Origin of the sequence: Candidatus Pseudomonas phytovorans (assembly GCA_029202525.1) — a bacterium.
GTDB classification, from domain to species: Bacteria; Pseudomonadota; Gammaproteobacteria; order Pseudomonadales; family Pseudomonadaceae; genus Aquipseudomonas; species Aquipseudomonas phytovorans.
In genome coordinates this window covers 5,046,739-5,069,939 of the sequence record CP119325.1, presented here as the reverse complement: position 1 = coordinate 5,069,939, position 23,201 = coordinate 5,046,739, and the positions used below count along the sequence as shown (strand labels likewise).

Sequence of the window (23,201 nt, the reverse complement as noted above, 5' to 3'; positions counted from 1 at the left end):
TCGTTTTTTAAACAAATTTGGAATACGCCGAGGTTTCAATCCTCCCGCAGCGTATGGCCGTAAGCATCGTGAAACACAGACATGCATGGATGATCCGTGCAATTTCTCGCAAGTTAGGCATAATAAACCGCTTCGATCGTCATCCAGTCCTTCCCATGCAGAAAGAACCTCGTAAGGTCCGTGAGTTTCGCCGTCGCGAACAGGAAATCCTCGATACCGCACTCAAACTGTTCCTCGAACAGGGCGAGGACAGCGTCACCGTCGAAATGATCGCCGACGCCGTGGGTATCGGCAAAGGCACGATCTACAAGCATTTCAAGTCCAAGGCGGAAATCTACCTGCGCCTGATGCTCGACTATGAGCGTGACCTGAACGAGTTGCTGCACTCGGCCGATGTCGACCGTGACAAGGAAGCCCTGTCACGCGCCTATTTCGAGTTCCGCATGCGCGACCCGCAACGTTACCGTTTGTTCGACCGCCTGGAAGAGAAGGTGGTCAAGGGCAATCAGGTGCCGGAAATGGTCGAGCAACTGCACAGCATCCGTGCCTCCAACTTCGATCGCCTGACCCAGCTGATCAAGGGCCGTATCAGCGAAGGCAAACTCGAAGACGTACCGCCGTACTTCCACTACTGCGCCGCCTGGGCGCTGGTACACGGCGCGGTAGCGCTGTATCACTCGCCGTTCTGGAGCAATGTGCTGGAAGATCAGGAAGGCTTCTTCCAGTTCCTGATGGACATTGGTGTGCGCATGGGCAACAAGCGTAAGCGCGACCCGGAACCGACCAACTGAAGCGTTCCGTCACTTCAAGTTGAAGCCGGCATTGTGCGGGGGCTTGCAAAAACCTGATTTATGAGTCAGGTTTCGCCTGCCCCTCATCATCCATGCCGGAGTCATTCATGATCGTCGATCGTCAAGGCAGGCGCTTTCGCAACCTGCGTGTCAGCCTGACGGCTGCCTGCAATTATGCCTGCACCTACTGCGTGCCAGACGGCAAGCGCCTGGTGGCGGCGCAGGACGAACTGTCGGCTGATGCCCTGGCCCGCGGCGTGGCTTACCTGATCGAAGCGGCCGGTATCGAGCGTTTGCGCATCACCGGTGGTGAACCGCTGGTCAGCCCGCGCCTGGATGCGTTCCTGGCCGCCGTGGCCAAGCTCGACCTCGACGATATCTCGCTGACCACCAATGGTCAGCTGTTGGCGCGCAAGCTGCCTCAGCTTCGGGCGGCCGGTATCCGTCGACTGAATGTTTCCCTCGACACCCTCGACCCTCAGGCCTTCCGCCACATTGCCAGGGGCGGCGACCTGGCCAGTGTGCTGGCAGGCATGGAGCAGGCCAGCTCGCTGGGCATGCAAATCAAGGTGAACATGGTGCCGATGCGCGGGCACAACCTCGACCAGGTGTTACCGCTGCTGGATTACTGCCTGCGGCGCGGCTTCGAGTTACGCTTCATCGAGCTCATGCGCATGGGCCACCTAGCCCGTGAGCACAATGCCTTTGTGCAGCAGTTCGTCGGCCTCGACCAGTTGCTGGCGCTGATCGGCGGCAAACATGGCTATGTACAAGTCGATGCACCGCTGGACGCCACAGCCTTGCGCTATCAGATCCCGGGCGTTGGTCACTTCGGCATCATCGCCAACGAGAGCGTACCGTTTTGCCGTACCTGCTCGCGCTTGCGCCTGTCCTCCACAGGCTGGTTGCATGGCTGCCTGTCCTCGGGCAATCGCCACTTCGTCGGTGACCTGCTGCAAAGACCACGTCATCAGGCATTGCCGGCTCTGCAGCGGCTGCTGGTCAAGGCGCTGGCAGACAAGCAGGACCTGGCGTTTTCCGGGGATGTGATGGTGATGAAAGTGATTGGTGGCTGAAGCTGGCGCAAAAGCTGCATCCGCCGGCTATTCGCCGGTTTTTCGTCGCCGGCCACTGGAGGAAAGATGCGTAGCCTGGTCTTGCTGCTGGCGCTGATGGCGCTGGGCGGCTGCATGAATGTCAGCGATATGGGCGAGGGCGTGCGCTACCACATGAGCGATGCCGGTCTGCTGGACCACAGCGATACCCGCCGCACCCTGTCGATCCGCCTGCAGCCCGATTCGTTCATCTTCATCGGCCAAGGTGCGTTCGTACCACCGGGCAAAGGGCCGGTGCCACGGCAAAACGCGGTGGCTGACGAGGCGTTCAAGAGCTTTGTCGAGTATTTCCCGCTGGTGCGCCGAGCCCAAGGCCCCCTGGGCCTGGAAGAAGCCATTGCCCAGGCGCGTTCGGTGGGTGCCGACTATGTGCTGTACACCCGCTTCGCCCGTACCGATGACCGCATCGGCAATGGCGATGAGTGGTATGACGAACAGGCCGTCGATCGCCTGGGCTGGGACAGTGGTGTGGTGCAGATGATGTTGATCGAAACCAATACCCGCTACCTGATCGACACCGCACGCATCAAGAGCCGTGGCGGTTTGTTGACGTTCCACGATAACACCCCGGAAGATTTGCTTGCTGCGCCGATGCGCGAGTACGCTCGTAGCCTTCTGGGTATGAGCGACTGAGGCAGGCGTGATGAGTGATTCCGGCAAGGCCAATGATCTTCTGGCACAGATCCCCAAGGCCCAAGGCCTGCCGCCGGTGCATCTGTGGAACCCGGATTTTTGCGGTGACATCGATATGCGCATCGCCCGCGATGGCACCTGGTACTACCTGGGCACGCCGATCGGGCGCAAGCCGATGGTGCGGTTGTTTTCCACGATCATTCGCCGCGATGGCGATGACTACTTCCTGATTACTCCGGTCGAAAAGGTCGGCATCCGCGTGGACGATGCGCCGTTCGTGGCTGTGGCGCTGGAGGTGCTGGGGGAGGGCGAGCAGCAAGTGCTGCGCTTTACCAGCAATGTTGAAGACCAGGTGGACGCCGGGCCGGATAACCCCCTGCGTGTGGTCATCGACCCCGTGACGCAAGAGCCGTCACCGTATGTGCTGATGCGCAGCAACCTGGAGGCGCTGATTCACCGCAATGTGTTTTACCAACTGGTGGAGCTGGCGGTGCCGCGTGATATCGACGGCGAGGAATGGTTGGGGGTCTGGAGCCAGGGCGTTTTCTACCCGATTGGACCTGGTAGCTGAGAGCTCTTTTGCCTGTACCGGCCTCTTCGCGGGCGCGCCCGCTCCCACAGGTACAGCGCAGCCCCAGAAGCCTGTGGAGAACTTGTGGGAGCGGGCGTGCCCGCGAAGAGGCCGGCACAGGCAGAATCGGCCTCCTGGTTTTTCTCCGGATTGGCCATTTGTCTCTCGCGCCCGGGGGCCTAACCTGCAGGTCATCGCCATTCAGGAGACGCCCCGCATGAAACGCCTAGCCATCTTCCTCTTCGCCCTGCTAGCCGCCCAAACCCCAGCCTGGGCCCACGGCGATGTTGCCGACCAGGTCAAAGTCCTGCAGCAACAACAACCCTCGAATGCCCCCGGCAAAACCGCTGTCATGCTTACCGTCAGCTACGCCCCAGGCGAAGCATCGCCCGCGCATCAGCACCCAGGCGCAGTCATGGCCTACGTGCTGGAAGGAGCAGTGGTATCGAAGCTCAACAACGACCAGGAAAAGACCTACAAGGCGGGCGAATACTGGTATGAAGCCCCAGGCACCGTGCACAGCGTGTCGCGCAACGCCAGCAAGACCCAGCCCGCCAAGCTGCTGGTCTGGAGCCTGGTGGACGAGGGCAGGCCAGTGACCGAACCACTGAGCCAATAAATCCGGCGCAACGAAAAAGCCCCCGGTTGCTTGCGCAACTGGGGGCTTTTCAGTGTTTGGCTCCGCGACCTGGACTCGAACCAGGGACCCAATGATTAACAGTCATTTGCTCTACCGACTGAGCTATCGCGGAATCTGCGCGTATCTTACTGACTGCCTGGGAGAAGTCAAGCCACTCCCAGGCAAATCAACAGGTTACAGCACTTCCACGATAGCCTTGGTCACCACGTGGATGTTGCTCTGGTTCAGCGCGGCAACCGCGATGCGGCCGGTGTCCAGCGCGTAGATGCCAAACTCGTTCTTCAGGCGTGCCACCTGTTCAACGGTCAGGCCCGAGTAAGAGAACATGCCCGCCTGGCGGCCAACGAAGCTGAAATCGCGGTTGGCGCCGTATTCGGCCAGCAGCGAAACCATCTGTTTGCGCATGCCGTGGATACGCACGCGCATCTCGCCCAGCTCGGCTTCCCACATCTGGCGCAGCTCGTCGCTGTTCAGCACGGTAGCCACGATGGTCGCGCCGTGGGTCGGCGGGTTGGAGTAGGTGGTGCGGATCACGCGTTTGACCTGCGACAGCACGCGAGTGCTTTCGTCTTTGTTTCCGGTGACGATCGACAGTGCGCCAACGCGCTCGCCATACAGCGAGAACGACTTGGAGAACGAGCTGGAAACGAAGAAGTCCAGGCCCGACTCTGCGAACAGGCGTACGGCGAAGGCATCTTCGGTGATACCGTCGCCAAAGCCCTGGTAGGCCATGTCGAGGAACGGCACATGGCCCTTGGCCTTGACCACTTCCAGCACGTTTTTCCAGTCGTCCAGGGTCAGGTCGACACCGGTCGGGTTGTGGCAGCAGGCGTGCAGTACCACGATCGAGCCGGATGGCAGGGCGTTGAGGTCTTCAAGCATGCCGGCGCGGTTGACGTCGTTGGTCGGCGCGTCGTAGTAGCGGTAGGTCTGCACCGGGAAGCCGGCCGATTCGAACAGTGCGCGGTGGTTTTCCCAGCTCGGGTCGCTGATGGCGACCACGGCATTGGGCGACAGGCGCTTGAGGAAGTCGGCGCCGATCTTTAGCGCGCCGGTACCGCCAACGGCCTGCACGGTGACCACGCGGCCAGCGGCCAGCAGTGGCGACTCGGCGCCGAAGATCAGTTTTTGCACGGCCTGGTCGTAAGTGGCGATGCCGTCGATCGGCAGATAGCCGCGCGAGGCGTGCTGGGCGGCACGCTGGGTTTCGGCTTCGATCACGGCGCGCAGCAGCGGAATGCGGCCTTCCTCATTGCAGTACACGCCAACGCCCAGGTTGACCTTGTCGGTACGTGGGTCGGCGTTGAATGCTTCGTTGAGGCCCAGGATAGGGTCGCGGGGTGCCAGCTCGACAGCGGAAAACAGGCTCATTGTTACCTTGGCTCTGATTGGAGAGTGATAGGACGTACACGCTCCAGCCGAATGCACTGAAGCGGTGCACAAACGGGGAGTCAGTATAGTGATACCGCCCGGTCACTGCGACACTCTGGCACAGCTTTTCCGGTTATTTGCGCAAATATTTTTCGACCATTGGTCCAATTGCCCGGTCCACTGTAACAAGCGCTGACAGCACGGCCTTGAAAGCGCCCCCGGATAGCCGCATTTGGGTATAGACTACTGGCTAAATTTACAGTTACTGCAGTACCGCGAGGTCCGACATGTCCGAGTTTCAGCTCGTCACCCGTTTTCAGCCGGCCGGCGACCAGCCCGAGGCCATCCGCCAGATGGTCGAAGGCATCGAGGCGGGGCTGTCGCACCAGACGCTGCTCGGCGTGACCGGTTCGGGCAAAACCTTCAGCATCGCCAACGTCATCGCCCAAGTACAGCGCCCGACGCTGGTGCTGGCGCCGAACAAGACCCTGGCCGCGCAGTTGTACGGCGAATTCAAGGCCTTTTTCCCCAACAACGCGGTGGAGTATTTCGTTTCCTACTACGATTACTACCAGCCCGAGGCCTACGTGCCGTCGTCGGACACCTTTATCGAGAAGGATGCCTCGATCAACGACCACATCGAGCAGATGCGCCTGTCGGCGACCAAGGCGCTGCTGGAGCGGCGCGATGCAATCATCGTCACTACCGTGTCGTGCATCTATGGCCTGGGCAGCCCCGAGTCGTACCTGAAAATGGTCCTGCATGTGGACCGCGGCGACAAGCTGGACCAGCGCGCACTGCTGCGCCGCCTGGCCGACCTGCAGTACACCCGCAACGAAATGGACTTTGCCCGCGCCACCTTCCGCGTGCGCGGTGATGTGATCGACATCTTCCCGGCCGAGTCTGACCTTGAAGCCATCCGCATCGAACTGTTCGATGACGAGGTGGAGAACATCGCCGCCTTCGACCCGCTCACCGGCGAAGTCTTCCGCAAGCTGCCGCGGTTCACCTTTTACCCCAAGAGCCACTACGTTACTCCGCGGGAAACCCTGCTGGAGGCGGTGGAGGGTATCAAGGAGGAACTCAAGGAGCGCCTGGAATACCTGCACAAGGCCAACAAGCTGGTGGAAGCGCAGCGCCTGGAGCAGCGCACCCGCTTCGACCTGGAAATGATCCTGGAGCTGGGCTACTGCAACGGTATCGAGAACTACTCGCGCTACCTGTCCGGGCGCCCGGCCGGGGCGCCGCCACCCACCCTGTACGACTACCTGCCAGCCGATGCACTGCTGGTAATCGACGAATCGCACGTCAGCGTTCCGCAGGTAGGCGCCATGTACAAGGGCGACCGTTCGCGCAAGGAAACCTTGGTCGAGTACGGCTTCCGCATGCCCTCGGCGCTGGACAACCGGCCGATGCGCTTCGACGAGTGGGAGGATGTCAGCCCGCAGACCATCTTCGTGTCCGCTACCCCGGGCCCCTACGAGGCCGAGCATGCCGGGCGCGTGGTGGAGCAAGTGGTGCGCCCGACCGGCCTGGTCGACCCCCAGGTCGAAATACGCCCGGCACTCACTCAGGTCGATGACCTGCTTTCGGAAATCCGCAAGCGTGTCGCAGCAGGTGAGCGGGTACTGGCGACCACACTGACCAAGCGCATGGCCGAGGACCTTTCTGACTACCTCGCCGACCACGATGTACGGGTGCGCTACCTGCACTCGGACATCGACACGGTGGAACGGGTGGAAATTATCCGCGACCTGCGCCTGGGTACCTTCGATGTGCTGGTGGGTATCAACCTGCTGCGCGAAGGCCTGGACATGCCAGAAGTGTCGCTGGTGGCGATCCTCGATGCGGACAAAGAGGGCTTCCTGCGTTCCGAGCGTTCACTGATCCAGACCATTGGCCGCGCTGCGCGTAACCTCAATGGCCGGGCGATCCTGTACGCCGACAACATTACTGGCTCGATGCAGCGGGCGATCGACGAAACCGAGCGCCGCCGTGAAAAGCAGATCGCTTTCAACGAAGCCAACGGTATCGTGCCCAAGGGCGTGGTCAAGGACATCACCGACATCCTGGAAGGTGCCACCGTGCCCGGTGCCCGCAGCAAAAAGCGCAAGGGTATGGCCAAGGCAGCAGAGGAGGCCGCCCGTTACGAGGCCGAACTGCGTACCCCGGGCGAGATCACCAAGCGTATCAAGCAACTGGAAGACAAGATGATGCAGTTCGCCCGTGACCTGGAGTTCGAGGCGGCGGCGCAGTTGCGCGACGAGATTACCCAGTTGCGCGAGCGGTTGATTACTAGCTGATCCCTGACGCCGTTCATTTGAACAACTGTTTTGCTCAAAATCTAAAAGTCGACGCGTTCCCTGTGAGAGCGGGCATGCCCGCGAACACCGGCTTTGCCGGTGCCATCCACCGAGTCGCCTTCTTCGCGGGCGCGCCCGCTCCCACAGGGGCTGCGTGGCTTGTAAGTCTGGCTTAATGAGCCTCCCCAGCCTTGAGCCCCTGCGGCAACTTGCGGGTCAACAGCACCGCCACCATGCTCACCGCCAACCCGATCCCGACAAAGTGAAACGCATCGTTGTACGCCATGATCATCGCCTGTTGGTGGGTGATCTCGCTCAATTTGCCCAGCGCCGCACTGTCATTGCCCAGCCGCTCCGCCAGTTGCGCCAGCCGCTCCGCCACCTGCGGGTTGCCAGGCACCACCGACTCCCTCAGGTAATCGAAGTACACCTTGGTCCGCGCATCCAGCAATGTAGCCAGCAATGCGATACCTATCGCCCCGCCCAGGTTACGCAGGATATTGAACAGGCTCGATGCCGACCCCGCATCCTGCGGCTGGATGTATGCAGTAGCGATCAGCGAAATGGTCACCATGATCATCGGCTGGCCCAGGGCGCGGATGATCTGAATATGGTTGAACTGTGGCCCGGCAAAGTCGGGGTTGAGTACCCCCGAACCGAAACTGGCGGCGCCGAACAGGCAGAACCCCAAAGCACACAGCAGCTTGGGTGACACCACCTTCATCAGTTGCGGCACCAACGGGATCAGGAACAGCTGCGGCACCCCCATCCACATGATCACTTCGCCGATCTGCAAGGCGTTGTAGCCCTGCACCTGCGCCAGGTACAGCGGCAGCAGGTAGATCGAGCCGTACAGGCCCACGCCCATCCCCAGGCTGGCAATGCTCGAAAGGCCAAAATTGCGGTTGCCAAGAATGCGCAGGTTGATCAGTGGGTGTGGCTTGGAAAACTGCAGGATGACAAACGTGATCAGGCTGACCAGGGCAACGCTGCCCAGGCCGACGATGAGGTGCGACTCCAGCCAGTCCTTGCGGTGGCCTTCCTCAAGAAACACCTGCAGGCAGCCCAATCCCAGGCCCAGGGTGACGATGCCGGCGTAATCGGTGCTTTTCAGCAGTTCCCAGTGCGCTTCTTTCTTCTCCAGCCCGTACAGCAGGCCGGCAATCATCACCAGGCCCGGCGGGATGTTGATGTAGAAAATGTACTCCCAGCCCCAGTTTTCGGTCAGCCAGCCACCCAGGGTGGGGCCGATGGAGGGGGCGAAGGTGGCGGTCATGGCGAACATCGCCATGCCTTTGGCGCGGTGGTGTTCGGGCAGCTTGATCAGTGTCAGGGTGAACGCCAGTGGAATCAGTGCGCCGCCGGTAAAGCCTTGCAGGGCACGGAACAGGATCATGCTCTCCAGGTTCCAGGCCATCGAGCACAGCAGTGACGACAGCAGAAACCCTGCGGAAACCCACACCGCCAGGCGACGCGCCGACAGCAACTGCACCAGCCAGGCAGTCAGCGGGATCATGATGATTTCCGCCACCAGGTACGAGGTGGAAATCCATGAACCTTCCTCCAGCGTCGCTGACAGTGCGCCCTGGATGTCTTTCAGTGACGAGTTGGTGATCTGGATGTCCAGCACGGCCATGAACGCGCCGAGCATCACACTCATCACCGCGATCCAGTCGCGCCGGGTGGGCTCGGCGGTGGGCCGCAGCAGTGTGTCACCGGCCATTGTGGCCTTCGCTTTCGCTGCGCAGGTCTATGGTGGCAGTCACCGACATGCCGGGGCGGATGCGCCCGTGCAGCGGGTTGTCGGCGCTGAAGGTGAGTTTGACCGGGATGCGCTGCACCACCTTGGTGAAGTTGCCGGTGGCGTTGTCGGGAGGCAGCAGGCTGAACTGCGCGCCTGAGGCGGCGAAGACACTGTCGACCCGGCCTTCGATGGGGGTGTCCGGGTAGCTGTCGAACAGCAGCTCGGCGCGCTGGCCAGGCTGCATATGGCCGATCTGGGTCTCCTTGAAGTTGGCCTGCACCCAGATGTCTTCGTCGGGAACGATCGACAACAGATAGGCACCGGCCTGCACCACCTGGCCATTGCGGGCACTACGCTGGCCGATGGTGCCGCTGATCGGTGCGCGGATTTCGCAGCGGGTCAGGTTCAGTTCGGCCTGGGCCAGGTCGGCGCGGGCATTGGCGATCTGTGCATCGAGGCGTTTGAGGTCGGCGTTCAGGGCGTTGACCTGCTGGCGCTGGCTTTGCAGGTCGGCGCGGGCCTTGTCGACCTGAGAGCCGGCGACATGGCTGTCTGCCGACAGGGTGGTGACCCGCTCTTCGGAGATGAAACCAGGCTTGCGCAGCTTTTCAGCACGGCTCAGGTCCACCCGAGAGCGGTCGAACGTGGCCTGGTTGGCTGCCACCTGCGCCTGCCCGGCGGCGATCAGGCTACCCTGCTGGGTCAGGCGGCTTTGCGCCTGTGCGAATTCCGCTTCGCGGGTGGCCAGGGTGGCGCGGGCGCGTTCAATCGCCAGGTCAAAGTCTGCTGCCTCCAGGCGCACCAGCAGGTCGCCTTTGTTGACGTGCTGGTTGTCCTCGACCGGCACTGCGTCGATACGTGCGCCCAGTTGGCTGGAGATACGGGTGATCTCGCCCTGTACGTAGGCGTTGTCGGTGCTCTCGTAATAGCGGCCCTTGAAGTACCAGTGGGCCAGGAAGGCGAGGGCGATGATGGCCACCAAGGTGAAGAAGACCAGCAGGCGGCGTTTGAGTTGGGCAGGCATGGGGACTATCGTTCCAGAAATGTAAGCAAATTTAACAGCTGCGCAGGGCTTGTCTACAAGTGACGTTCGCGCCATTGCTGGAGCCCGGTGCCTGCCTCCTGCTAACATCGCGCCTTTGTTTCATCTTCAGTTCGAGACCTTCCATGACCACCGTACGCACGCGTATCGCGCCATCGCCGACCGGCGACCCCCATGTCGGCACTGCCTACATCGCCCTGTTCAACTACTGCTTTGCCAAGCAGCATGGCGGTGAGTTCATCCTGCGCATCGAAGACACCGACCAGCTGCGCTCCACGCGCGAGTCGGAACAGCAGATCTTCGACGCCTTGCGCTGGCTCGGCATCGAATGGAACGAAGGCCCGGATGTGGGCGGCCCGCACGGCCCGTACCGGCAGAGCGAGCGTGGCGAGATCTACGCGAAGTATGCCAAGGAGCTGGTTGACGCCGGTCACGCCTTCTACTGCTTCTGCACCGCCGAAGAGCTGGATCAGATGCGTGCCGAGCAACAGGCCCGCGGCGAAACCCCGCGCTACGACGGCCGCGCACTGCTGCTGAGCGCCGAGGAAGTGCAGCGCCGCCTGGACGCTGGAGAGCCACACGTCATCCGCATGAAGGTGCCGAGCGAAGGTATCTGCGTGGTACCGGACATGCTGCGTGGCGATGTCGAGATCCCGTGGGACCGCATGGACATGCAGGTGCTGATGAAGAACGACGGCTTGCCGACGTACTTCCTGGCCAACGTGGTCGACGACCACCTGATGGGTATCACCCATGTGCTGCGTGGCGAAGAGTGGCTGCCGTCGGCGCCCAAGCTGATCAAGCTGTACGAATACTTCGGTTGGGAGCAGCCCAAGCTGTGCTACATGCCGCTGCTGCGTAACCCGGACAAGTCCAAGCTTTCCAAGCGCAAGAACCCGACCTCGGTGACCTTCTACGAGCGCATGGGCTTCATGCCTGAAGCGATGCTCAACTACCTGGGCCGCATGGGCTGGTCGATGCCGGACGAGCGCGAGAAGTTCTCGCTGGACGAGATGGTCGAGCACTTCGACCTGTCGCGTATTTCGCTGGGCGGCCCGATCTTCGACATCGAGAAGCTGTCCTGGCTCAACGGCCAGTGGCTGCGCGAACTGCCGGTCGAGGAATTTGCCGCGCGCCTGCAGAAGTGGGCATTCAACAGCGACTACATGATGAAGATCGCCCCGCACGTGCAGGGCCGGGTCGAGACATTCAGCCAGGTTGCGCCGCTGGGCGGGTTCTTCTTCGAAGGCGCGTTGAAGCTGGATGCCAAGCTGTTCGAAAGCAAGAAACTGTCGGCCGACCAGGTACGCCAGGTGATCCAGCTGATCCTGTGGAAGCTCGAAAGCCTGCGCCAATGGGAAAAAGAGCGCATCACCGGCTGCATCCAGGCCGTGGTCGAGGCGCTGGAGCTGAAGTTGCGTGATGCCATGCCACTGATGTTTGCCGCCATCACCGGCCAGGCCAGCTCGGTGTCGGTACTGGACGCCATGGAAATCCTCGGCCCTGACCTGACCCGTTATCGCCTGCGCCAGGCCCTGGACCTGCTGGGTGGCGTTTCGAAGAAAGAAAACAAAGAGTGGGAAAAGCTGCTGGCCTCCATCGCCTGATAAGGCCGTAAGCCGAACCCTGTGGGAGCGGGTTAACCCGCGAATGCTGCAATGAATTCACCATCGCATTCGCGGGTTAACCCGCTCCCACAGGTTCAAAGGGGCCTGAAGTAGCCGGGCAGGGCGGTAAGTGATTGTTATCTGTGAAAAAACTTTTGATTAATTTCAAAATTTCGTTTGACAGCCATGCAATCCGATCTTAATATGCGCCCCGTCCACAGCGATGAACGAAAATGAAACGCCAGGCACCCAGCCAGCGATTCAGTTCAGAGCGACATTGTGGGGCTATAGCTCAGCTGGGAGAGCGCCTGCATGGCATGCAGGAGGTCAGCGGTTCGATCCCGCTTAGCTCCACCAAATTCCGCTTGTCAGCCAAGGCTGATAAGCAAGACCGGGTCCAGCAACCGGGTCTTGAAGGTAAGAAGGTTCGTCCCCTTCGTCTAGTGGCCTAGGACACCGCCCTTTCACGGCGGTAACAGGGGTTCGAGTCCCCTAGGGGACGCCAGTTTTACACAAGCGATGTTTCATCATGTCGCTGGGCCGCGAGGCTAGAAATCCGGGGCTATAGCTCAGCTGGGAGAGCGCCTGCATGGCATGCAGGAGGTCAGCGGTTCGATCCCGCTTAGCTCCACCAATTTGCCGCGGTTCGCGTAAGCGGATCGGCACGAAGGTTACGTCCCCTTCGTCTAGTGGCCTAGGACACCGCCCTTTCACGGCGGTAACAGGGGTTCGAGTCCCCTAGGGGACGCCACTTTTTCCTGCGTTTTGCAGGGCTTAAAAAGGCTTGTCGATTATTGATGAGCCTTTTGTTTCGGGGCTATAGCTCAGCTGGGAGAGCGCCTGCATGGCATGCAGGAGGTCAGCGGTTCGATCCCGCTTAGCTCCACCATTTCTGCCAGGGTTCACGCATGTGAATCTTCGCGAAGGTTACGTCCCCTTCGTCTAGTGGCCTAGGACACCGCCCTTTCACGGCGGTAACAGGGGTTCGAGTCCCCTAGGGGACGCCATATTTACCCGCGTTTTGCGGGACTTTAAAGGCTCATTCGCTTATTGAATGGGCCTTTTGTTTTTTCTCTCTTGCAAAAAATTTCGCAGCTGACAAGCGGCGTGAAATTTCACTTGCCAAAAAAATATGATGAATATAATATTTCGATCATCATATTTTGATTGGCGAGTGCCTGATGAGCGACAAGAAGAGCAGAACCCGCGAGCGCATTCTGGAAGCTGCACGCAGTGCGCTGATCCAGCACGGCCCGGCCGAGCCCAGCGTTAGCCAGGTGATGGGGGCGGCAGGCCTGACCGTAGGCGGTTTCTATGCCCACTTCGACAGCAAGGACGAGCTGATGCTCGAAGCGTTCCGCCAGTTATTGGGCGAGCGCCGCGCCTTGCTCGCCCAGATCGACCCCAGCCTGGATGGTGCAGGGAGGCGGGCGCTGGCCAGTGCCTTCTACCTGTCGCGCAAACACCGGGATGCCGAAGTGCACGCTTGCCCGCTGCCGAATTCGCTGGGCGAGATGCAGCGCTTGCCGGAGGTCTTCCGCGAGGTATTGGCCGAGCACATCGAGCTGATGACCGCTGCCATGGTCGACTGTCCCGAAGATGCCGACAAGGCCCTGGCCGACCTGGCGCTGATGGTCGGCGGCCTTGCCCTGGCCCGTGCCTTGGGTACCAGTGACCTGTCTGACCGTATTCTGCGCGCCGCCAAATCGGCGGTGCTTTAACCCTGGAGCATGGCGATGACTACCCTGAGCTGGATTCGTGGTGTCAATGGCACCCTGGGCCGCCTGGCCCCCGAGCATGTCGCGGGCAAGATGCGCCGTGCTTTCATGACCCCACGCAATTTGCCGCCCCGGGATTGGGAGCTGCCCGTGCTGGCCAGCGCCGAGCGCATTACCCTGCGCTTCGGTTTGTCGGCCTTGCGCTGGGGCAAAGGCCCGACCGTGCTGCTGATGCATGGTTGGGAAGGGCGCCCGACCCAGTTTGCCGCCCTGATTGAAACCCTGGTCCTGGCCGGGCACACGGTGGTGGCACTGGAGGGGCCAGGGCATGGGCGTTCACCTGGCGAGCAGGCGAATGTAGTGCTGTTTGCCCGAGCACTGCTTGAAGCTGCCGCCGAGTTGCCGCCGCTGCGAGCGGTGATTGGCCACTCGATGGGCGGTGCCAGTGTGTTGCTAGCCTTGCAGATGGGGCTGCGCACTGAGGCAGCAGTCAGCATTGCCGCCCCGGCGCGGCTGCTGGGCGTGCTGCGTGGTTTTGCCCATCGCCTGGGGATGCCGGCGCGCGCGCGGGCGGCTTTCATTCGCCAGGTGGAGCGGGATGTGGGCATGCAGATCGCACGGCTGGATGTGACAGGCTACCAGCTGGAGTTGCCGGGGTTGGTGGTGCATGCTGCCGATGATGCTCTGGTGGCTGCCGATGAAGCTCAGGTAATCCATAAGGCCTGGTTCGATAGTCGCCTGATGCTGTTGGAGCAGGGTGGGCACCAGCGGGTGCTGTCCGATCCCCGGGTGGGTGACGCAGTGCTCGAGTTGCTGGCCCAGTCGGCTGCGCCAGCGCGGCAAAGCGCCTAGTTACAGGCCTGACGCGCTCCTACAGGGCCGCGTCAGTCTCACGGGGCTGGACATTACCCCACAGGTCGCTGCTAAATCCCCTTTTTTGCCAAGGAAGCGAACATGAGCTGGGACCTGGCAACACCCTTCGTCATCGACCTGCGCGTCGGCAGTGAGGATATCGACGGCCTCGGCCACGCCAACAACGCGGTCTACGTCACCTGGCTGGAGCGCTGCGCCTGGCGCCATTCCCAGCGCCTGGGGCTGGACCTGGCCGAGTACCGGCGCCTGGACCGGGCGATGGCGGTGGTACGCCACGAAATCGATTACCTGGCCGCCGCCTACGAGGACGACGAACTGCAACTGGCCACCTGGATTATCGACTGGGACCAGCGCCTGCGCATGACCCGGCGCTTCCAGCTCAAGCGCCCGCGTGACGGCGTAACCCTGCTGCGTGCGCAAACCACCTTTGCCTGCATCGAGCTGTCCAGCGGCAAAGCCCGGCGCATGCCAGCGGAATTCATCGACGGTTACGGCGCGGCGCTGATCGGCGCCTGAAACCCCGGCAATATTTGCTAGACTGCCGGCTTTTTCCGCCGAGACCCCGACATGCAAATTGCCCTGGCCCCCATGGAGGGGCTGGTTGACAACATCCTGCGCGACGTATTGACCCGCGTGGGCGGTATCGACTGGTGCGTCACCGAGTTCATTCGCGTGTGCGACCGCCTGCTGCCGGCGTCCTCGTTCGACAAGTTGGCGCCCGAGCTGCGCCAAGGTGCGCGCACGGCTGCCGGGGTGCCCATGCGCGTGCAGTTGCTGGGGTCGGACCCGGTGTGCCTGGCAGAAAACGCGGCGCTGGCCTGTGAGCTGGGTGCGCCAGTGATCGACCTGAACTTCGGCTGCCCCGCCAAGACCGTGAACAAGTCACGCGGCGGGGCGGTGCTGCTCAAAGAGCCTGAGTTGTTGCACGCCATCGTGCGTGAAGTGCGCCGCGCAGTGCCGGCGCATATCCCGGTGACCTCGAAGATGCGCCTGGGCTTCGACAGCCCCGACGGTGCGCTGGAATGTGCCACGGCGTTGGCCGAGGGCGGCTCGGCGCACCTGGTGGTGCATGCCCGGACCAAGGTCGAGGGCTACAAGCCGCCGGCGCACTGGGAGTGGGTGGCGCGGGTGCAGGATGTGGTCAAGGTGCCGGTGTTTGCCAATGGCGAGATCTGGACTGTGGATGACTGGCGGCGTTGCCGGGAGGTCAGTGGCGCTGAAGACATCATGCTGGGCCGTGGTCTGGTATCGCGCCCTGACCTGGGCCTGCAGATTGCCGCAGCGCGTGACGGTCGCGACTATCAGCCGATGAGCTGGGACGACCTGCTGCCGTTGTTGCGCGAGTTCTGGCGCCAGGCCCAGGCCAAGCTGTCGCCGCGCTATGCGCCGGGGCGGATGAAGCAGTGGCTGGCCATGCTGACCCGCAGTTACCCCGAGGCGGTGGTGTTGTTTGCCGAGTTGCGCCGGGAAGATGATTGCGCACGGATCAGCCGGTTGCTGGGGGTTGATGCAATGTCCTTCGAGGCTTGTGTTGCCTGATCCGGCCCTTTCGCGGGCGCGCCCGCTCCCACAGGTATCGCACCGGTCCTGAGGCCTGTGGTGATCCTGTGGGAGCGGGCGTGCCCGCGAAAAGGGCAACACCGATTTCAGATTTTTTCGGCTTGCCCCTTGAAAGCATTTCCCTCGGCCATATCTCTTGAGTACGCGATGCCGAAGTCGGGTCGCGTAATGACTTACTTGCTGAATCTCAGGAGTTTATGACCATGACTACCGCTTTCTCTCTCGCTCCACTGTTCCGCCATTCCGTTGGTTTCGACCGTTTCAACGACCTGTTCGAATCCGCGGCACGTAATGAGGCCGGTAGCAGCTACCCGCCCTACAACGTGGAAAAGCATGGCGAAGACCACTACCGCATTGTGGTTGCCGCAGCCGGTTTCCAGGAGCAGGACCTCGACCTGCAGGTCGAGAAAGGTGTCCTGACCGTGACCGGTGGCAAACGCGACAATGGCACCGCTGAAGTGACCTACCTGCATCAGGGTATCGCGCAGCGCGCCTTCAAGCTGTCGTTCCGCCTGGCCGACCACATCGAAGTGAAAGCCGCCGGCCTGGCCAACGGCCTGCTCAGCATCGACCTGCTGCGCATCGTGCCTGAAGAAGCCAAGGCCAAGCGCATCCCGATCAATGGCGACAAACCAGCGCTGAACTGATCGCGTAGCTGTGAAAAAGGGCATCCTCAGGGATGCCCTTTTTTGTGGCGCTGACGCGGTCAGTAATCCGCCGGTGCCTCCAGCAGCATCTTGCGAAACTCTGGCAACGGCAATGGCCGGCTGTGCAGGTAACCCTGGTACAGGTGGCAGCCCAGCCGTTCGAGAAACTCAAGTTGCTCGGTCAGCTCCACGCCCTCGGCAATCACGGCCAGGTCCAGGCTGCGGGCCATGGCGACAATGGCGCGGACGATTTCTGCGTCGTTGGGGTCGATCGGTGCATCGCGCACGAAGGTCTGGTCGATCTTCAGCGCATCGACTGGCAGGCGCTTGAGGTAAGTCAGCGAGGAATATCCAGTGCCAAAGTCGTCCATGGCAAAACTCACCCCGTAGCGCTTCAGTTCGCGCATCTTGCTGATGGTGTCTTCAAGGTTCTGGATGACGATGCCTTCGGTAATTTCCAGCTTGAGCATGTGCCGAGGCAGCTGGTAGTCGTCCAGGCTGCGCAGCACGCGCCCGACAAAGTCGTTCTGGCGGAACTGGCGTGGGCTGATGTTCACGCACAGGCTGAAATCATCAGCGTCGACCAGTCCGTCGTTCAGCATGCGTGCGCAAGCATCGCAGGCTTCGTCGAGTATCCAGCTGCCAACTTCCAGGATCAGGCCGCTTTCTTCCAGCACCTGAATGAATTGTGCGGGCGGTTGCTGGCCCAGTTGCGGGTGGTGCCAGCGCAGCAGCACCTCGGCACCGACGATGCGGTTGTCGCGGGCATCCACCTGTGGCTGGAAGTGCAGTGCCAGCTCGCCACGGGCCAAGGCAAGGCGCAGGTCGTTTTCCATGCGCAGGCGCTCGCTGGCGGCCTTCTGCATGGTGGTGTGGAACAACTGGGTGGTGTTGCGCCCGGAGTCCTTGGCCCGATAAAGGGCGATATCGGCACGCTTGAGCAAGTCGGCCGGGGTGGTGCCGTGGTCGGGGATCAGCGCCACGCCGATGCTGGGCGTTACCTGCAGGCGCTGGCCATCCAGTGACATGGGTTCAGCCAGCAGCTCACGCAGGGTGTCGGCCAGTTCGCGGACTTTTTCCTCCACCAGCTCACGGCTGCCCTCCAGGCCGCTGAGCAGTACCACGAACTCGTCTCCGCCCAGGCGGGCCACCGTGTCTTCCAGGCGCACACTGGCCTCCAGACGGGCGGTGATGATTTTCAGCACCGTGTCACCCACCGGGTGGCCCAGCGAGTCGTTGATGTGCTTGAAGTGGTCGAGGTCCAGGAACAGCAGGGCGCCGCGCAGGTTGTGGCGCTTGAGCAGGGCGATCTGCTGGCTCAGGCGGTCCATCAGCAGGGCGCGGTTGGGCAGGTTGGTCAGCGGGTCGTGGTAGGCCAGGTGGCGTATCTGTGCCTGGGCGTTCTTCAGCAGGCTGACGTCGCGGGCGGTCAGCAGCAGGCAGTCGACTTCGTTGAGGGTGATCGGCTCGACTGAGACTTCCACGGTAAGGATATCGCCGCGCTTGTTGCGCCCGAGCATTTCCCGGTGATGCACCCGGCCGCGTTCGCGCAACTCGGCCAGCAACGCGCTGCGCTGCTTGTCGTCGGCCCAGATGCCGATCTCGTACACCGTGTGGCCAACCACATCGCCAGCGCTGTAGCCGGTCAGGCGGCAGAAGCCATCGTTGATTTCCAGGTAGCGGCCGCTGTGGCGTTCGGTGATGGTGATGGCGTCGGGGCTGGAATGGAAGGCCTTGGCGAACTTCTCCTCGCTGGACTTCAGCGCCGCCTCGGCGCGTTGCTGCTGGGTAATGTCGCGCAGGGTGGTAACGCTGCAGGGCTGGTCGTCGACGGTGATCAGGCGGCTGGAGATCACACAGGTCAATGGCGCACCGTCGCGGTGGTTGACCACCACAGCGACGTTGCTCAGCGCCTGCTCACGGATGACCCGCTCGATACGTTGTGCACGCTCGATGGACTCGGCCCACAGGCCGATTTCCTCGGCGGTGCGGCCAATCACCTGGTCGCTGTCCCAGCCAAAGGTCTGGCTGAATGCCGGGTTGATCTCGATGAACTGGCCGGTATCCTGGCGGGTGACGCAGATCGGGTCGGGGCTGACCTGGAACAGGCTGGCAAACTTCTCTTCCGAGGCGCTCAGGCGCTGCTCACGCTCCACCTGGTCGGTAATGTCGAGCAAGGTGCCGGCCATGCGCAGCGGGTTGCCCTGCTCGTCGCGGTACAGCCGTGCGCGGCTTTCGATATAGCGCGAAATGCCGTTTTCCAGCTGCACCCGGTAGGTGATCTGGTAGTTGCCGGCGGGGCCTTCACGCAGGCTGCGGTAGGCCTGGCGCATCGAGTTGCGTTCCTGCTCCGGCACCCCCTCGAAAAACGCATCGAACGATTCGTGAAACGGCGTGGGCGGCAGGCCGTGCAGCTGCGCGGCGCGGGCCGAGCCGTAGAGCATGCCGCTGGGGATATGCCAGTCCCAGGTGCCCAGCTGCGCCGAGTCCAGGGCCAGGTCCAGGCGTTCCTGGCTGTCCTTCAGGGCCTGTTCGGCGCGCTTGCGTTCGGTGGTGTCGACGAAGGTGCTGATCAGGAAGGTCACGCCCTCCAGCTCGATGCCCTGGGTGCAGAGAATGCCGTCGTGCACCTTGCCGCTGGTGGCGCGGAACTGCACCTCCATGATCAGCGGGCCGCCGCTGGCGCGGGTCGACTCCATCACTTGGTGGCGTTGTTCGGGGTTGACCCACAGGCCCAGCTCCAGGCTGGTCTTGCCAATAACCTGGCTACCGGGCCAGCCGAACATGTCTTCGAAATGCTGGTTGACCTCGAAGATCATGCCGTCGTGGCGGCGGGTCAGCAGAATGGCGTTGGGGCTGAGGTGGAACAGCGTAGCGAAGCGCTTTTCCGAATTGATCAGCGCGGTTTCCCGCTCGCGCTGGCGGGTGATTTCGCGGATCACCCCGATCATCTGGGGCCGGCCATGCTGGTCGTGGGTCAGGCTGCCGTTGATCTCCAGCCAGTGCAGGCTGCCGTCCGGCCAGCGAATACGGTGGCGCATGGCCTGCTCCACCGGCTCGCCGTTGAACACCGCCTGGAACACCTGGCGCGTGCGTGCGCGGTCCTCCTCGGGCAGCAAGTCGAGGTAGTCGACATCGGCCGGCAACGGCCGCTGGGGGTCGAAGCCGAACAGGGCCTGGGTGCCCCGAGACCAGCTGACCCGGCCGCTTTCGATATCCCATAGCCAGGCCCCCAGGCGCGCGCCGTTGAGCGCGGCCAGCAGTTGTGGGGCGTTCTGCCAGGCCTGTTCCGACTCCTGGGGGTCGGCCGCAGGGATACGCGGCAGGCGCAAAAAGCGGTTTGCTGATTTGGGCATCGGTACCAGACCTTTGGCGTATGACGCGTCCTTGAATTGGAAATACCGGGCTGACGGCCGGTCAGGCGGGCCCTGCGTGGCTGTCGAGCAGGGCCATGAATGCCCTGGCCGCGTTCGACAGCGTACGCTCCGTATGCAGAATGTAGCCTAGCTGGCGCGACAGCTGTATGCCGGGCAAAGCGATGGGTGCAACCTGTTCGTCGAGCATAGTGCGCGGCAATACGCTCCACGCCAGGCCGATCGACACCATCATCTTGATGGTTTCCAGGTAGTTGGTGCTCATGGCGATGTTCGGCGTCAGGCCCTGGCTTTCGAACAGGCGCTGGACGATATGGTGGGTAAACGTGTTGCCGCCGGGGAATACCGCCGGGTGGCGGGCGACATCGGCCAGGCTGACCGCCTGGTTGTTGGCCAGCGGGTGCTCGGGGGCGGCGACGAAGTCCAGGGCGTCGTCCCACACCGGCACCGCCTTGACCAGGTGGTGCGGCTCGGGTGCCAGGGTGATCACGGCAATTTCGGCGCGGCCATGCAGAATCTCGTCGTAGGCCTGTTCCGAATCCATGAACTGAATATCCAGTGCCACCGCCGGGTATTCGCGGGTGAATGCCCGCAGCAGCGGCGGCAGGCGGTGCAGGCCGATGTGGTGGCTGGTGGCCAGGGTCAGGCGACCGCTCACAGCCCCGGTCAGATTGGTCAGCGCCCGTCGGGTATCATCAAGGACATTGAGAATCTGGTAAGCCCGCGGCAGCAGGGCGCGCCCGGCCTCGGTCAGGGTCACTTCGCGGCCCAGGCGGTCGAACAGCCGCACACCCAGCTGCTGCTCCAGCCCGGCAATGCGTTTGCTGATGGCTGGCTGGGTCAGGAACAGCCTCTCGGCAGCCCCGGAAAAGCTGCCGGTTTCGGCAATGGCAATAAAGGCACTGAGGTTGGCCAGGTCCATGAGGATGTATTCCTTTGGGTTATCCAAAGCATAAAAATTATGAATTTGAGTTATTCAATCTAACCCCATAGCATCGTCCATACAAGCCAAGGGGTTTTTGGCATAGAAAGACGCTGATGAGGAACAGTCTGATGGCTGGCAAAACGCTCTACGACAAACTCTGGGAAGCCCATGAGGTCAAGCGCCGTGATGACGGCTCGTCCTTGATCTACATCGACCGCCACATCATCCACGAAGTGACGTCGCCCCAGGCCTTCGAAGGCCTGCGCCTGGCCAACCGCAAACCGTGGCGCATCGACACCAACATCGCCACCCCCGATCACAACGTGCCGACCACGCCAGAGCGCAAGGGCGGGATCGAGGCCATCGTCGACCAGGTGTCGCGCCTGCAGGTGCAGACCCTCGACGAGAACTGTGACGAATACGGCATCACCGAATTCAAGATGAATGACGAGCGCCAGGGCATCGTTCACGTCATCAGCCCGGAGCAAGGTGCCACCTTGCCCGGCATGACCGTGGTCTGCGGTGACTCGCACACCTCCACCCACGGCGCCTTTGGTGCCTTGGCCCATGGCATCGGCACCTCCGAGGTCGAGCACGTGCTCGCCACCCAGTGCCTGGTCGCCAAGAAGATGAAGAACATGCTGGTGCGTGTGGAAGGCCAATTGCCGGCCGGCGTAACCGCCAAAGACATCGTGCTGGCCGTGATCGGCAAGATTGGCACCGCCGGCGGCAACGGCCACGCCATGGAATTTGCGGGCAGCGCCATTCGCGAATTGTCGATGGAAGGCCGCATGACCATCTGCAACATGTCCATCGAGGCCGGCGCCCGTGTGGGCCTGGTGGCCACCGACGCCATCACCGTTGCTTACGTTGAAGGCCGCCCGTACGCGCCGAAGGGGCAGCAGTGGGAACAAGCGGTCGAGTCGTGGAAAGACCTTGTGTCGGATGACGACGCTGTATTCGATACCGTGGTCGAGCTGGACGCTGCGCAGATCAAGCCGCAAGTCAGCTGGGGCACCTCGCCCGAGATGGTGTTGGCCGTCGACCAGCGCGTGCCAGACCCGGCTGCCGAGGCCGACCTGGTCAAGCGTGGTTCGATCGAGCGCGCCTTGAAGTACATGGGCCTGACCGCCAACCAGGCGATCACCGATATCCAGCTGGACCGGGTGTTCATCGGCTCGTGCACCAACTCGCGTATCGAAGACCTGCGCGCTGCAGCCGAAATCGCCAAGGGCCGCAAGGTAGCCGCTACCGTCAAGCAAGCCATCGTCGTGCCGGGTTCGGGCCTGGTCAAGGCCCAGGCCGAGCGCGAAGGCCTGGACAAGATCTTTGTCGAAGCCGGTTTCGAATGGCGTGAGCCAGGCTGCTCGATGTGCCTGGCGATGAACCCGGACCGCCTGGAGAGCGGCGAGCACTGCGCGTCTACCTCCAACCGCAACTTTGAAGGCCGTCAGGGCGCCGGTGGCCGTACCCACCTGGTCAGCCCGGCCATGGCTGCCGCTGCTGCGGTGACCGGCCACTTCATCGATGTCCGCGAGTTGATCCAAGGGAGCGCAGCATGAAAGCCTTTACCCAGCACACTGGCCTCGTCGCGCCGTTGGACCGTGCCAACGTCGACACCGACCAGATCATCCCCAAGCAGTTTTTGAAGTCGATCAAGCGCACCGGCTTTGGCCCTAACCTGTTCGACGAATGGCGTTACCTGGATGTGGGCCAGCCTTACCAGGACAACAGCAAGCGCCCGTTGAACACCGAGTTCGTGCTCAACCACGAACGCTACCAGGGTGCCAGCGTGTTGCTGGCGCGGGAGAACTTCGGTTGCGGCTCCAGCCGTGAGCACGCCCCGTGGGCGCTGGACGAGTATGGCTTTCGCAGCGTGATCGCGCCGAGCTTTGCCGACATCTTCTTCAACAACAGCTTCAAGAACGGCTTGCTGCCGATCATCCTCAGCGATGAGGAAGTGGACGAGCTGTTCAAGCAGGTCGAAGCCAACCCCGGCTACCAGCTGACCATCGACCTGCAAGCGCAGGCGGTGACCCGCCCGGATGGCAAGGTGTTGCACTTCGAGATCGATGCGTTCCGCAAGCACTGCCTGCTCAACGGCCTGGACGACATCGGCCTGACCTTGCAGGACGGCGATGCGATCAAGGCCTTCGAAGGCAAGCACCGCGCCGGGCAGCCTTGGCTGTTCCGTGATGCCTGAAGTATGTAGATGACAGTGCCGGCCTCTTCGCGGGCTCGCCCGCTCCCACAAGGGTTACGCGATCAATGTGGGAGCGGGCATGCC

At 62.2% G+C, this 23,201-nt stretch carries 19 protein-coding genes and 7 tRNA genes; 20 read left to right on the top strand and 6 right to left on the bottom strand.

Annotated elements, in window-relative coordinates; all coding sequences use genetic code 11:
* Nucleotides 1-155 precede the first annotated feature (155 nt).
* The 5 genes from P0Y58_22250 to P0Y58_22230 all read left to right on the top strand — a co-directional run bounded on the left by P0Y58_22250 (nt 156) and on the right by P0Y58_22230 (nt 3,729).
* Nucleotides 156-791 carry a TetR/AcrR family transcriptional regulator gene (locus tag P0Y58_22250; protein WEK29589.1) on the top strand — a complete coding sequence of 212 codons (636 nt, stop codon included), beginning with the start codon at nt 156-158 and terminating at the stop codon, nt 789-791.
* 107 nt (nt 792-898) lie between these two features.
* The gene (locus tag P0Y58_22245; GenBank protein WEK29588.1) at nt 899-1,867 is read left to right on the top strand and encodes a radical SAM protein; all 969 of its coding nucleotides are present in this window, start codon (nt 899-901) and stop codon (nt 1,865-1,867) included.
* A gap of 66 nt (nt 1,868-1,933) precedes the next feature.
* Nucleotides 1,934-2,539 (top strand): DUF4823 domain-containing protein, encoded by a 606-nt coding sequence (locus P0Y58_22240; protein WEK29587.1) that lies wholly within the window; start codon nt 1,934-1,936, stop codon nt 2,537-2,539.
* Nucleotides 2,540-2,549: 10 nt separating this feature from the next.
* Nucleotides 2,550-3,110 carry a DUF1285 domain-containing protein gene (locus P0Y58_22235; protein ID WEK29586.1) on the top strand — a complete coding sequence of 187 codons (561 nt, stop codon included), beginning with the start codon at nt 2,550-2,552 and terminating at the stop codon, nt 3,108-3,110.
* A 217-nt stretch (nt 3,111-3,327) separates the two neighbouring features.
* A complete protein-coding gene (locus P0Y58_22230; GenBank protein WEK29585.1) occupies nt 3,328-3,729 on the top strand; it encodes a cupin domain-containing protein in 402 nt (133 codons plus the stop codon).
* 57 nt (nt 3,730-3,786) lie between these two features.
* Here the strand turns inward: P0Y58_22230 and P0Y58_22225 are convergent.
* Together P0Y58_22225 and P0Y58_22220 are read right to left on the bottom strand one after the other, a co-directional pair.
* A tRNA-Asn gene (locus P0Y58_22225) sits at nt 3,787-3,862 on the bottom strand.
* 62 nt (nt 3,863-3,924) lie between these two features.
* The gene (locus tag P0Y58_22220; protein ID WEK29584.1) at nt 3,925-5,121 is read right to left on the bottom strand and encodes an aspartate/tyrosine/aromatic aminotransferase; all 1,197 of its coding nucleotides are present in this window, start codon (nt 5,119-5,121) and stop codon (nt 3,925-3,927) included.
* Nucleotides 5,122-5,408: 287 nt separating this feature from the next.
* Between P0Y58_22220 and uvrB the strand changes: the two genes are divergently transcribed.
* Complete coding sequence (uvrB, locus tag P0Y58_22215; protein WEK29583.1) at nt 5,409-7,424, top strand: excinuclease ABC subunit UvrB; 2,016 nt, start codon at nt 5,409-5,411, stop codon at nt 7,422-7,424.
* A 172-nt stretch (nt 7,425-7,596) separates the two neighbouring features.
* Here the strand turns inward: uvrB and P0Y58_22210 are convergent, their stop codons facing one another.
* Nucleotides 7,597-9,087 carry an MDR family MFS transporter gene (locus tag P0Y58_22210; GenBank protein WEK33380.1) on the bottom strand — a complete coding sequence of 497 codons (1,491 nt, stop codon included), beginning with the start codon at nt 9,085-9,087 and terminating at the stop codon, nt 7,597-7,599.
* Nucleotides 9,088-9,136: 49 nt separating this feature from the next.
* A complete protein-coding gene (locus P0Y58_22205) occupies nt 9,137-10,192 on the bottom strand; it encodes an HlyD family secretion protein (protein WEK29582.1) in 1,056 nt (351 codons plus the stop codon).
* 143 nt (nt 10,193-10,335) lie between these two features.
* Between P0Y58_22205 and gltX the strand changes: the two genes are divergently transcribed.
* From gltX to P0Y58_22145, 12 genes are all read left to right on the top strand, one after another.
* Nucleotides 10,336-11,817, top strand: a complete 1,482-nt coding sequence (gene gltX / locus P0Y58_22200; protein WEK29581.1) for a glutamate--tRNA ligase — start codon at nt 10,336-10,338, stop codon at nt 11,815-11,817.
* A 281-nt stretch (nt 11,818-12,098) separates the two neighbouring features.
* Nucleotides 12,099-12,174: transfer RNA gene (locus P0Y58_22195), tRNA-Ala, on the top strand.
* Between the two features lie 72 nt (nt 12,175-12,246).
* A tRNA-Glu gene (locus P0Y58_22190) sits at nt 12,247-12,322 on the top strand.
* Nucleotides 12,323-12,375: 53 nt separating this feature from the next.
* Nucleotides 12,376-12,451, top strand: a tRNA-Ala gene (locus tag P0Y58_22185).
* A gap of 41 nt (nt 12,452-12,492) precedes the next feature.
* Nucleotides 12,493-12,568 (top strand) — tRNA-Glu (locus P0Y58_22180).
* A gap of 62 nt (nt 12,569-12,630) precedes the next feature.
* Nucleotides 12,631-12,706: transfer RNA gene (locus P0Y58_22175), tRNA-Ala, on the top strand.
* A 42-nt stretch (nt 12,707-12,748) separates the two neighbouring features.
* A tRNA-Glu gene (locus tag P0Y58_22170) sits at nt 12,749-12,824 on the top strand.
* Nucleotides 12,825-12,998: 174 nt separating this feature from the next.
* Nucleotides 12,999-13,538: a TetR/AcrR family transcriptional regulator gene (locus tag P0Y58_22165; protein ID WEK29580.1), complete on the top strand. Its 540-nt coding sequence runs from the start codon at nt 12,999-13,001 to the stop codon at nt 13,536-13,538.
* Nucleotides 13,539-13,553: 15 nt separating this feature from the next.
* Nucleotides 13,554-14,387, top strand: a complete 834-nt coding sequence (locus P0Y58_22160; protein ID WEK29579.1) for an alpha/beta fold hydrolase — start codon at nt 13,554-13,556, stop codon at nt 14,385-14,387.
* Between the two features lie 102 nt (nt 14,388-14,489).
* Nucleotides 14,490-14,924, top strand: a complete 435-nt coding sequence (locus P0Y58_22155; protein ID WEK29578.1) for a thioesterase family protein — start codon at nt 14,490-14,492, stop codon at nt 14,922-14,924.
* 51 nt (nt 14,925-14,975) lie between these two features.
* Nucleotides 14,976-15,947 carry a tRNA-dihydrouridine synthase gene (locus tag P0Y58_22150; GenBank protein ID WEK29577.1) on the top strand — a complete coding sequence of 324 codons (972 nt, stop codon included), beginning with the start codon at nt 14,976-14,978 and terminating at the stop codon, nt 15,945-15,947.
* 224 nt (nt 15,948-16,171) lie between these two features.
* Nucleotides 16,172-16,615, top strand: coding sequence for an Hsp20 family protein (locus tag P0Y58_22145; protein WEK29576.1), 444 nt, complete (start codon nt 16,172-16,174; stop codon nt 16,613-16,615).
* A gap of 59 nt (nt 16,616-16,674) precedes the next feature.
* Here the strand turns inward: P0Y58_22145 and P0Y58_22140 are convergent, their stop codons facing one another.
* Together P0Y58_22140 and P0Y58_22135 are read right to left on the bottom strand one after the other, a co-directional pair.
* Entirely contained in the window at nt 16,675-19,971 is a 3,297-nt protein-coding gene (locus P0Y58_22140; GenBank protein ID WEK29575.1) for a PAS domain S-box protein, read from the bottom strand.
* 61 nt (nt 19,972-20,032) lie between these two features.
* Nucleotides 20,033-20,911, bottom strand: a complete 879-nt coding sequence (locus P0Y58_22135) for a LysR family transcriptional regulator (GenBank protein WEK29574.1) — start codon at nt 20,909-20,911, stop codon at nt 20,033-20,035.
* Nucleotides 20,912-21,042: 131 nt separating this feature from the next.
* Between P0Y58_22135 and leuC the strand changes: the two genes are divergently transcribed.
* Both leuC and leuD read left to right on the top strand, forming a co-directional pair.
* Nucleotides 21,043-22,476 carry a 3-isopropylmalate dehydratase large subunit gene (gene leuC, locus P0Y58_22130; protein ID WEK29573.1) on the top strand — a complete coding sequence of 478 codons (1,434 nt, stop codon included), beginning with the start codon at nt 21,043-21,045 and terminating at the stop codon, nt 22,474-22,476.
* Nucleotides 22,473-23,117, top strand: coding sequence for a 3-isopropylmalate dehydratase small subunit (leuD, locus tag P0Y58_22125; GenBank protein WEK29572.1), 645 nt, complete (start codon nt 22,473-22,475; stop codon nt 23,115-23,117). Before leuC ends, leuD begins: the two co-directional genes overlap by 4 nt.
* Nucleotides 23,118-23,201: the final 84 nt, after the last annotated feature.

Coding starts and splice junctions, on each gene's coding strand:
- P0Y58_22165 (WEK29580.1), top strand. CDS start 12,999: ATGAGCGACAAGAAGAGCAGAACCCGCGAGCGCATTCTGGAAGCTGCA.
- P0Y58_22205 (WEK29582.1), bottom strand. CDS start 10,192: ATGCCTGCCCAACTCAAACGCCGCCTGCTGGTCTTCTTCACCTTGGTG.
- leuD (WEK29572.1), top strand. CDS start 22,473: ATGAAAGCCTTTACCCAGCACACTGGCCTCGTCGCGCCGTTGGACCGT.
- P0Y58_22160 (WEK29579.1), top strand. CDS start 13,554: ATGACTACCCTGAGCTGGATTCGTGGTGTCAATGGCACCCTGGGCCGC.
- uvrB (WEK29583.1), top strand. CDS start 5,409: ATGTCCGAGTTTCAGCTCGTCACCCGTTTTCAGCCGGCCGGCGACCAG.
- P0Y58_22135 (WEK29574.1), bottom strand. CDS start 20,911: ATGGACCTGGCCAACCTCAGTGCCTTTATTGCCATTGCCGAAACCGGC.
- P0Y58_22150 (WEK29577.1), top strand. CDS start 14,976: ATGCAAATTGCCCTGGCCCCCATGGAGGGGCTGGTTGACAACATCCTG.
- P0Y58_22250 (WEK29589.1), top strand. CDS start 156: ATGCAGAAAGAACCTCGTAAGGTCCGTGAGTTTCGCCGTCGCGAACAG.
- P0Y58_22240 (WEK29587.1), top strand. CDS start 1,934: ATGCGTAGCCTGGTCTTGCTGCTGGCGCTGATGGCGCTGGGCGGCTGC.
- gltX (WEK29581.1), top strand. CDS start 10,336: ATGACCACCGTACGCACGCGTATCGCGCCATCGCCGACCGGCGACCCC.
- P0Y58_22230 (WEK29585.1), top strand. CDS start 3,328: ATGAAACGCCTAGCCATCTTCCTCTTCGCCCTGCTAGCCGCCCAAACC.
- P0Y58_22220 (WEK29584.1), bottom strand. CDS start 5,121: ATGAGCCTGTTTTCCGCTGTCGAGCTGGCACCCCGCGACCCTATCCTG.
- P0Y58_22245 (WEK29588.1), top strand. CDS start 899: ATGATCGTCGATCGTCAAGGCAGGCGCTTTCGCAACCTGCGTGTCAGC.
- leuC (WEK29573.1), top strand. CDS start 21,043: ATGGCTGGCAAAACGCTCTACGACAAACTCTGGGAAGCCCATGAGGTC.
- P0Y58_22155 (WEK29578.1), top strand. CDS start 14,490: ATGAGCTGGGACCTGGCAACACCCTTCGTCATCGACCTGCGCGTCGGC.
- P0Y58_22140 (WEK29575.1), bottom strand. CDS start 19,971: ATGCCCAAATCAGCAAACCGCTTTTTGCGCCTGCCGCGTATCCCTGCG.
- P0Y58_22145 (WEK29576.1), top strand. CDS start 16,172: ATGACTACCGCTTTCTCTCTCGCTCCACTGTTCCGCCATTCCGTTGGT.
- P0Y58_22235 (WEK29586.1), top strand. CDS start 2,550: ATGAGTGATTCCGGCAAGGCCAATGATCTTCTGGCACAGATCCCCAAG.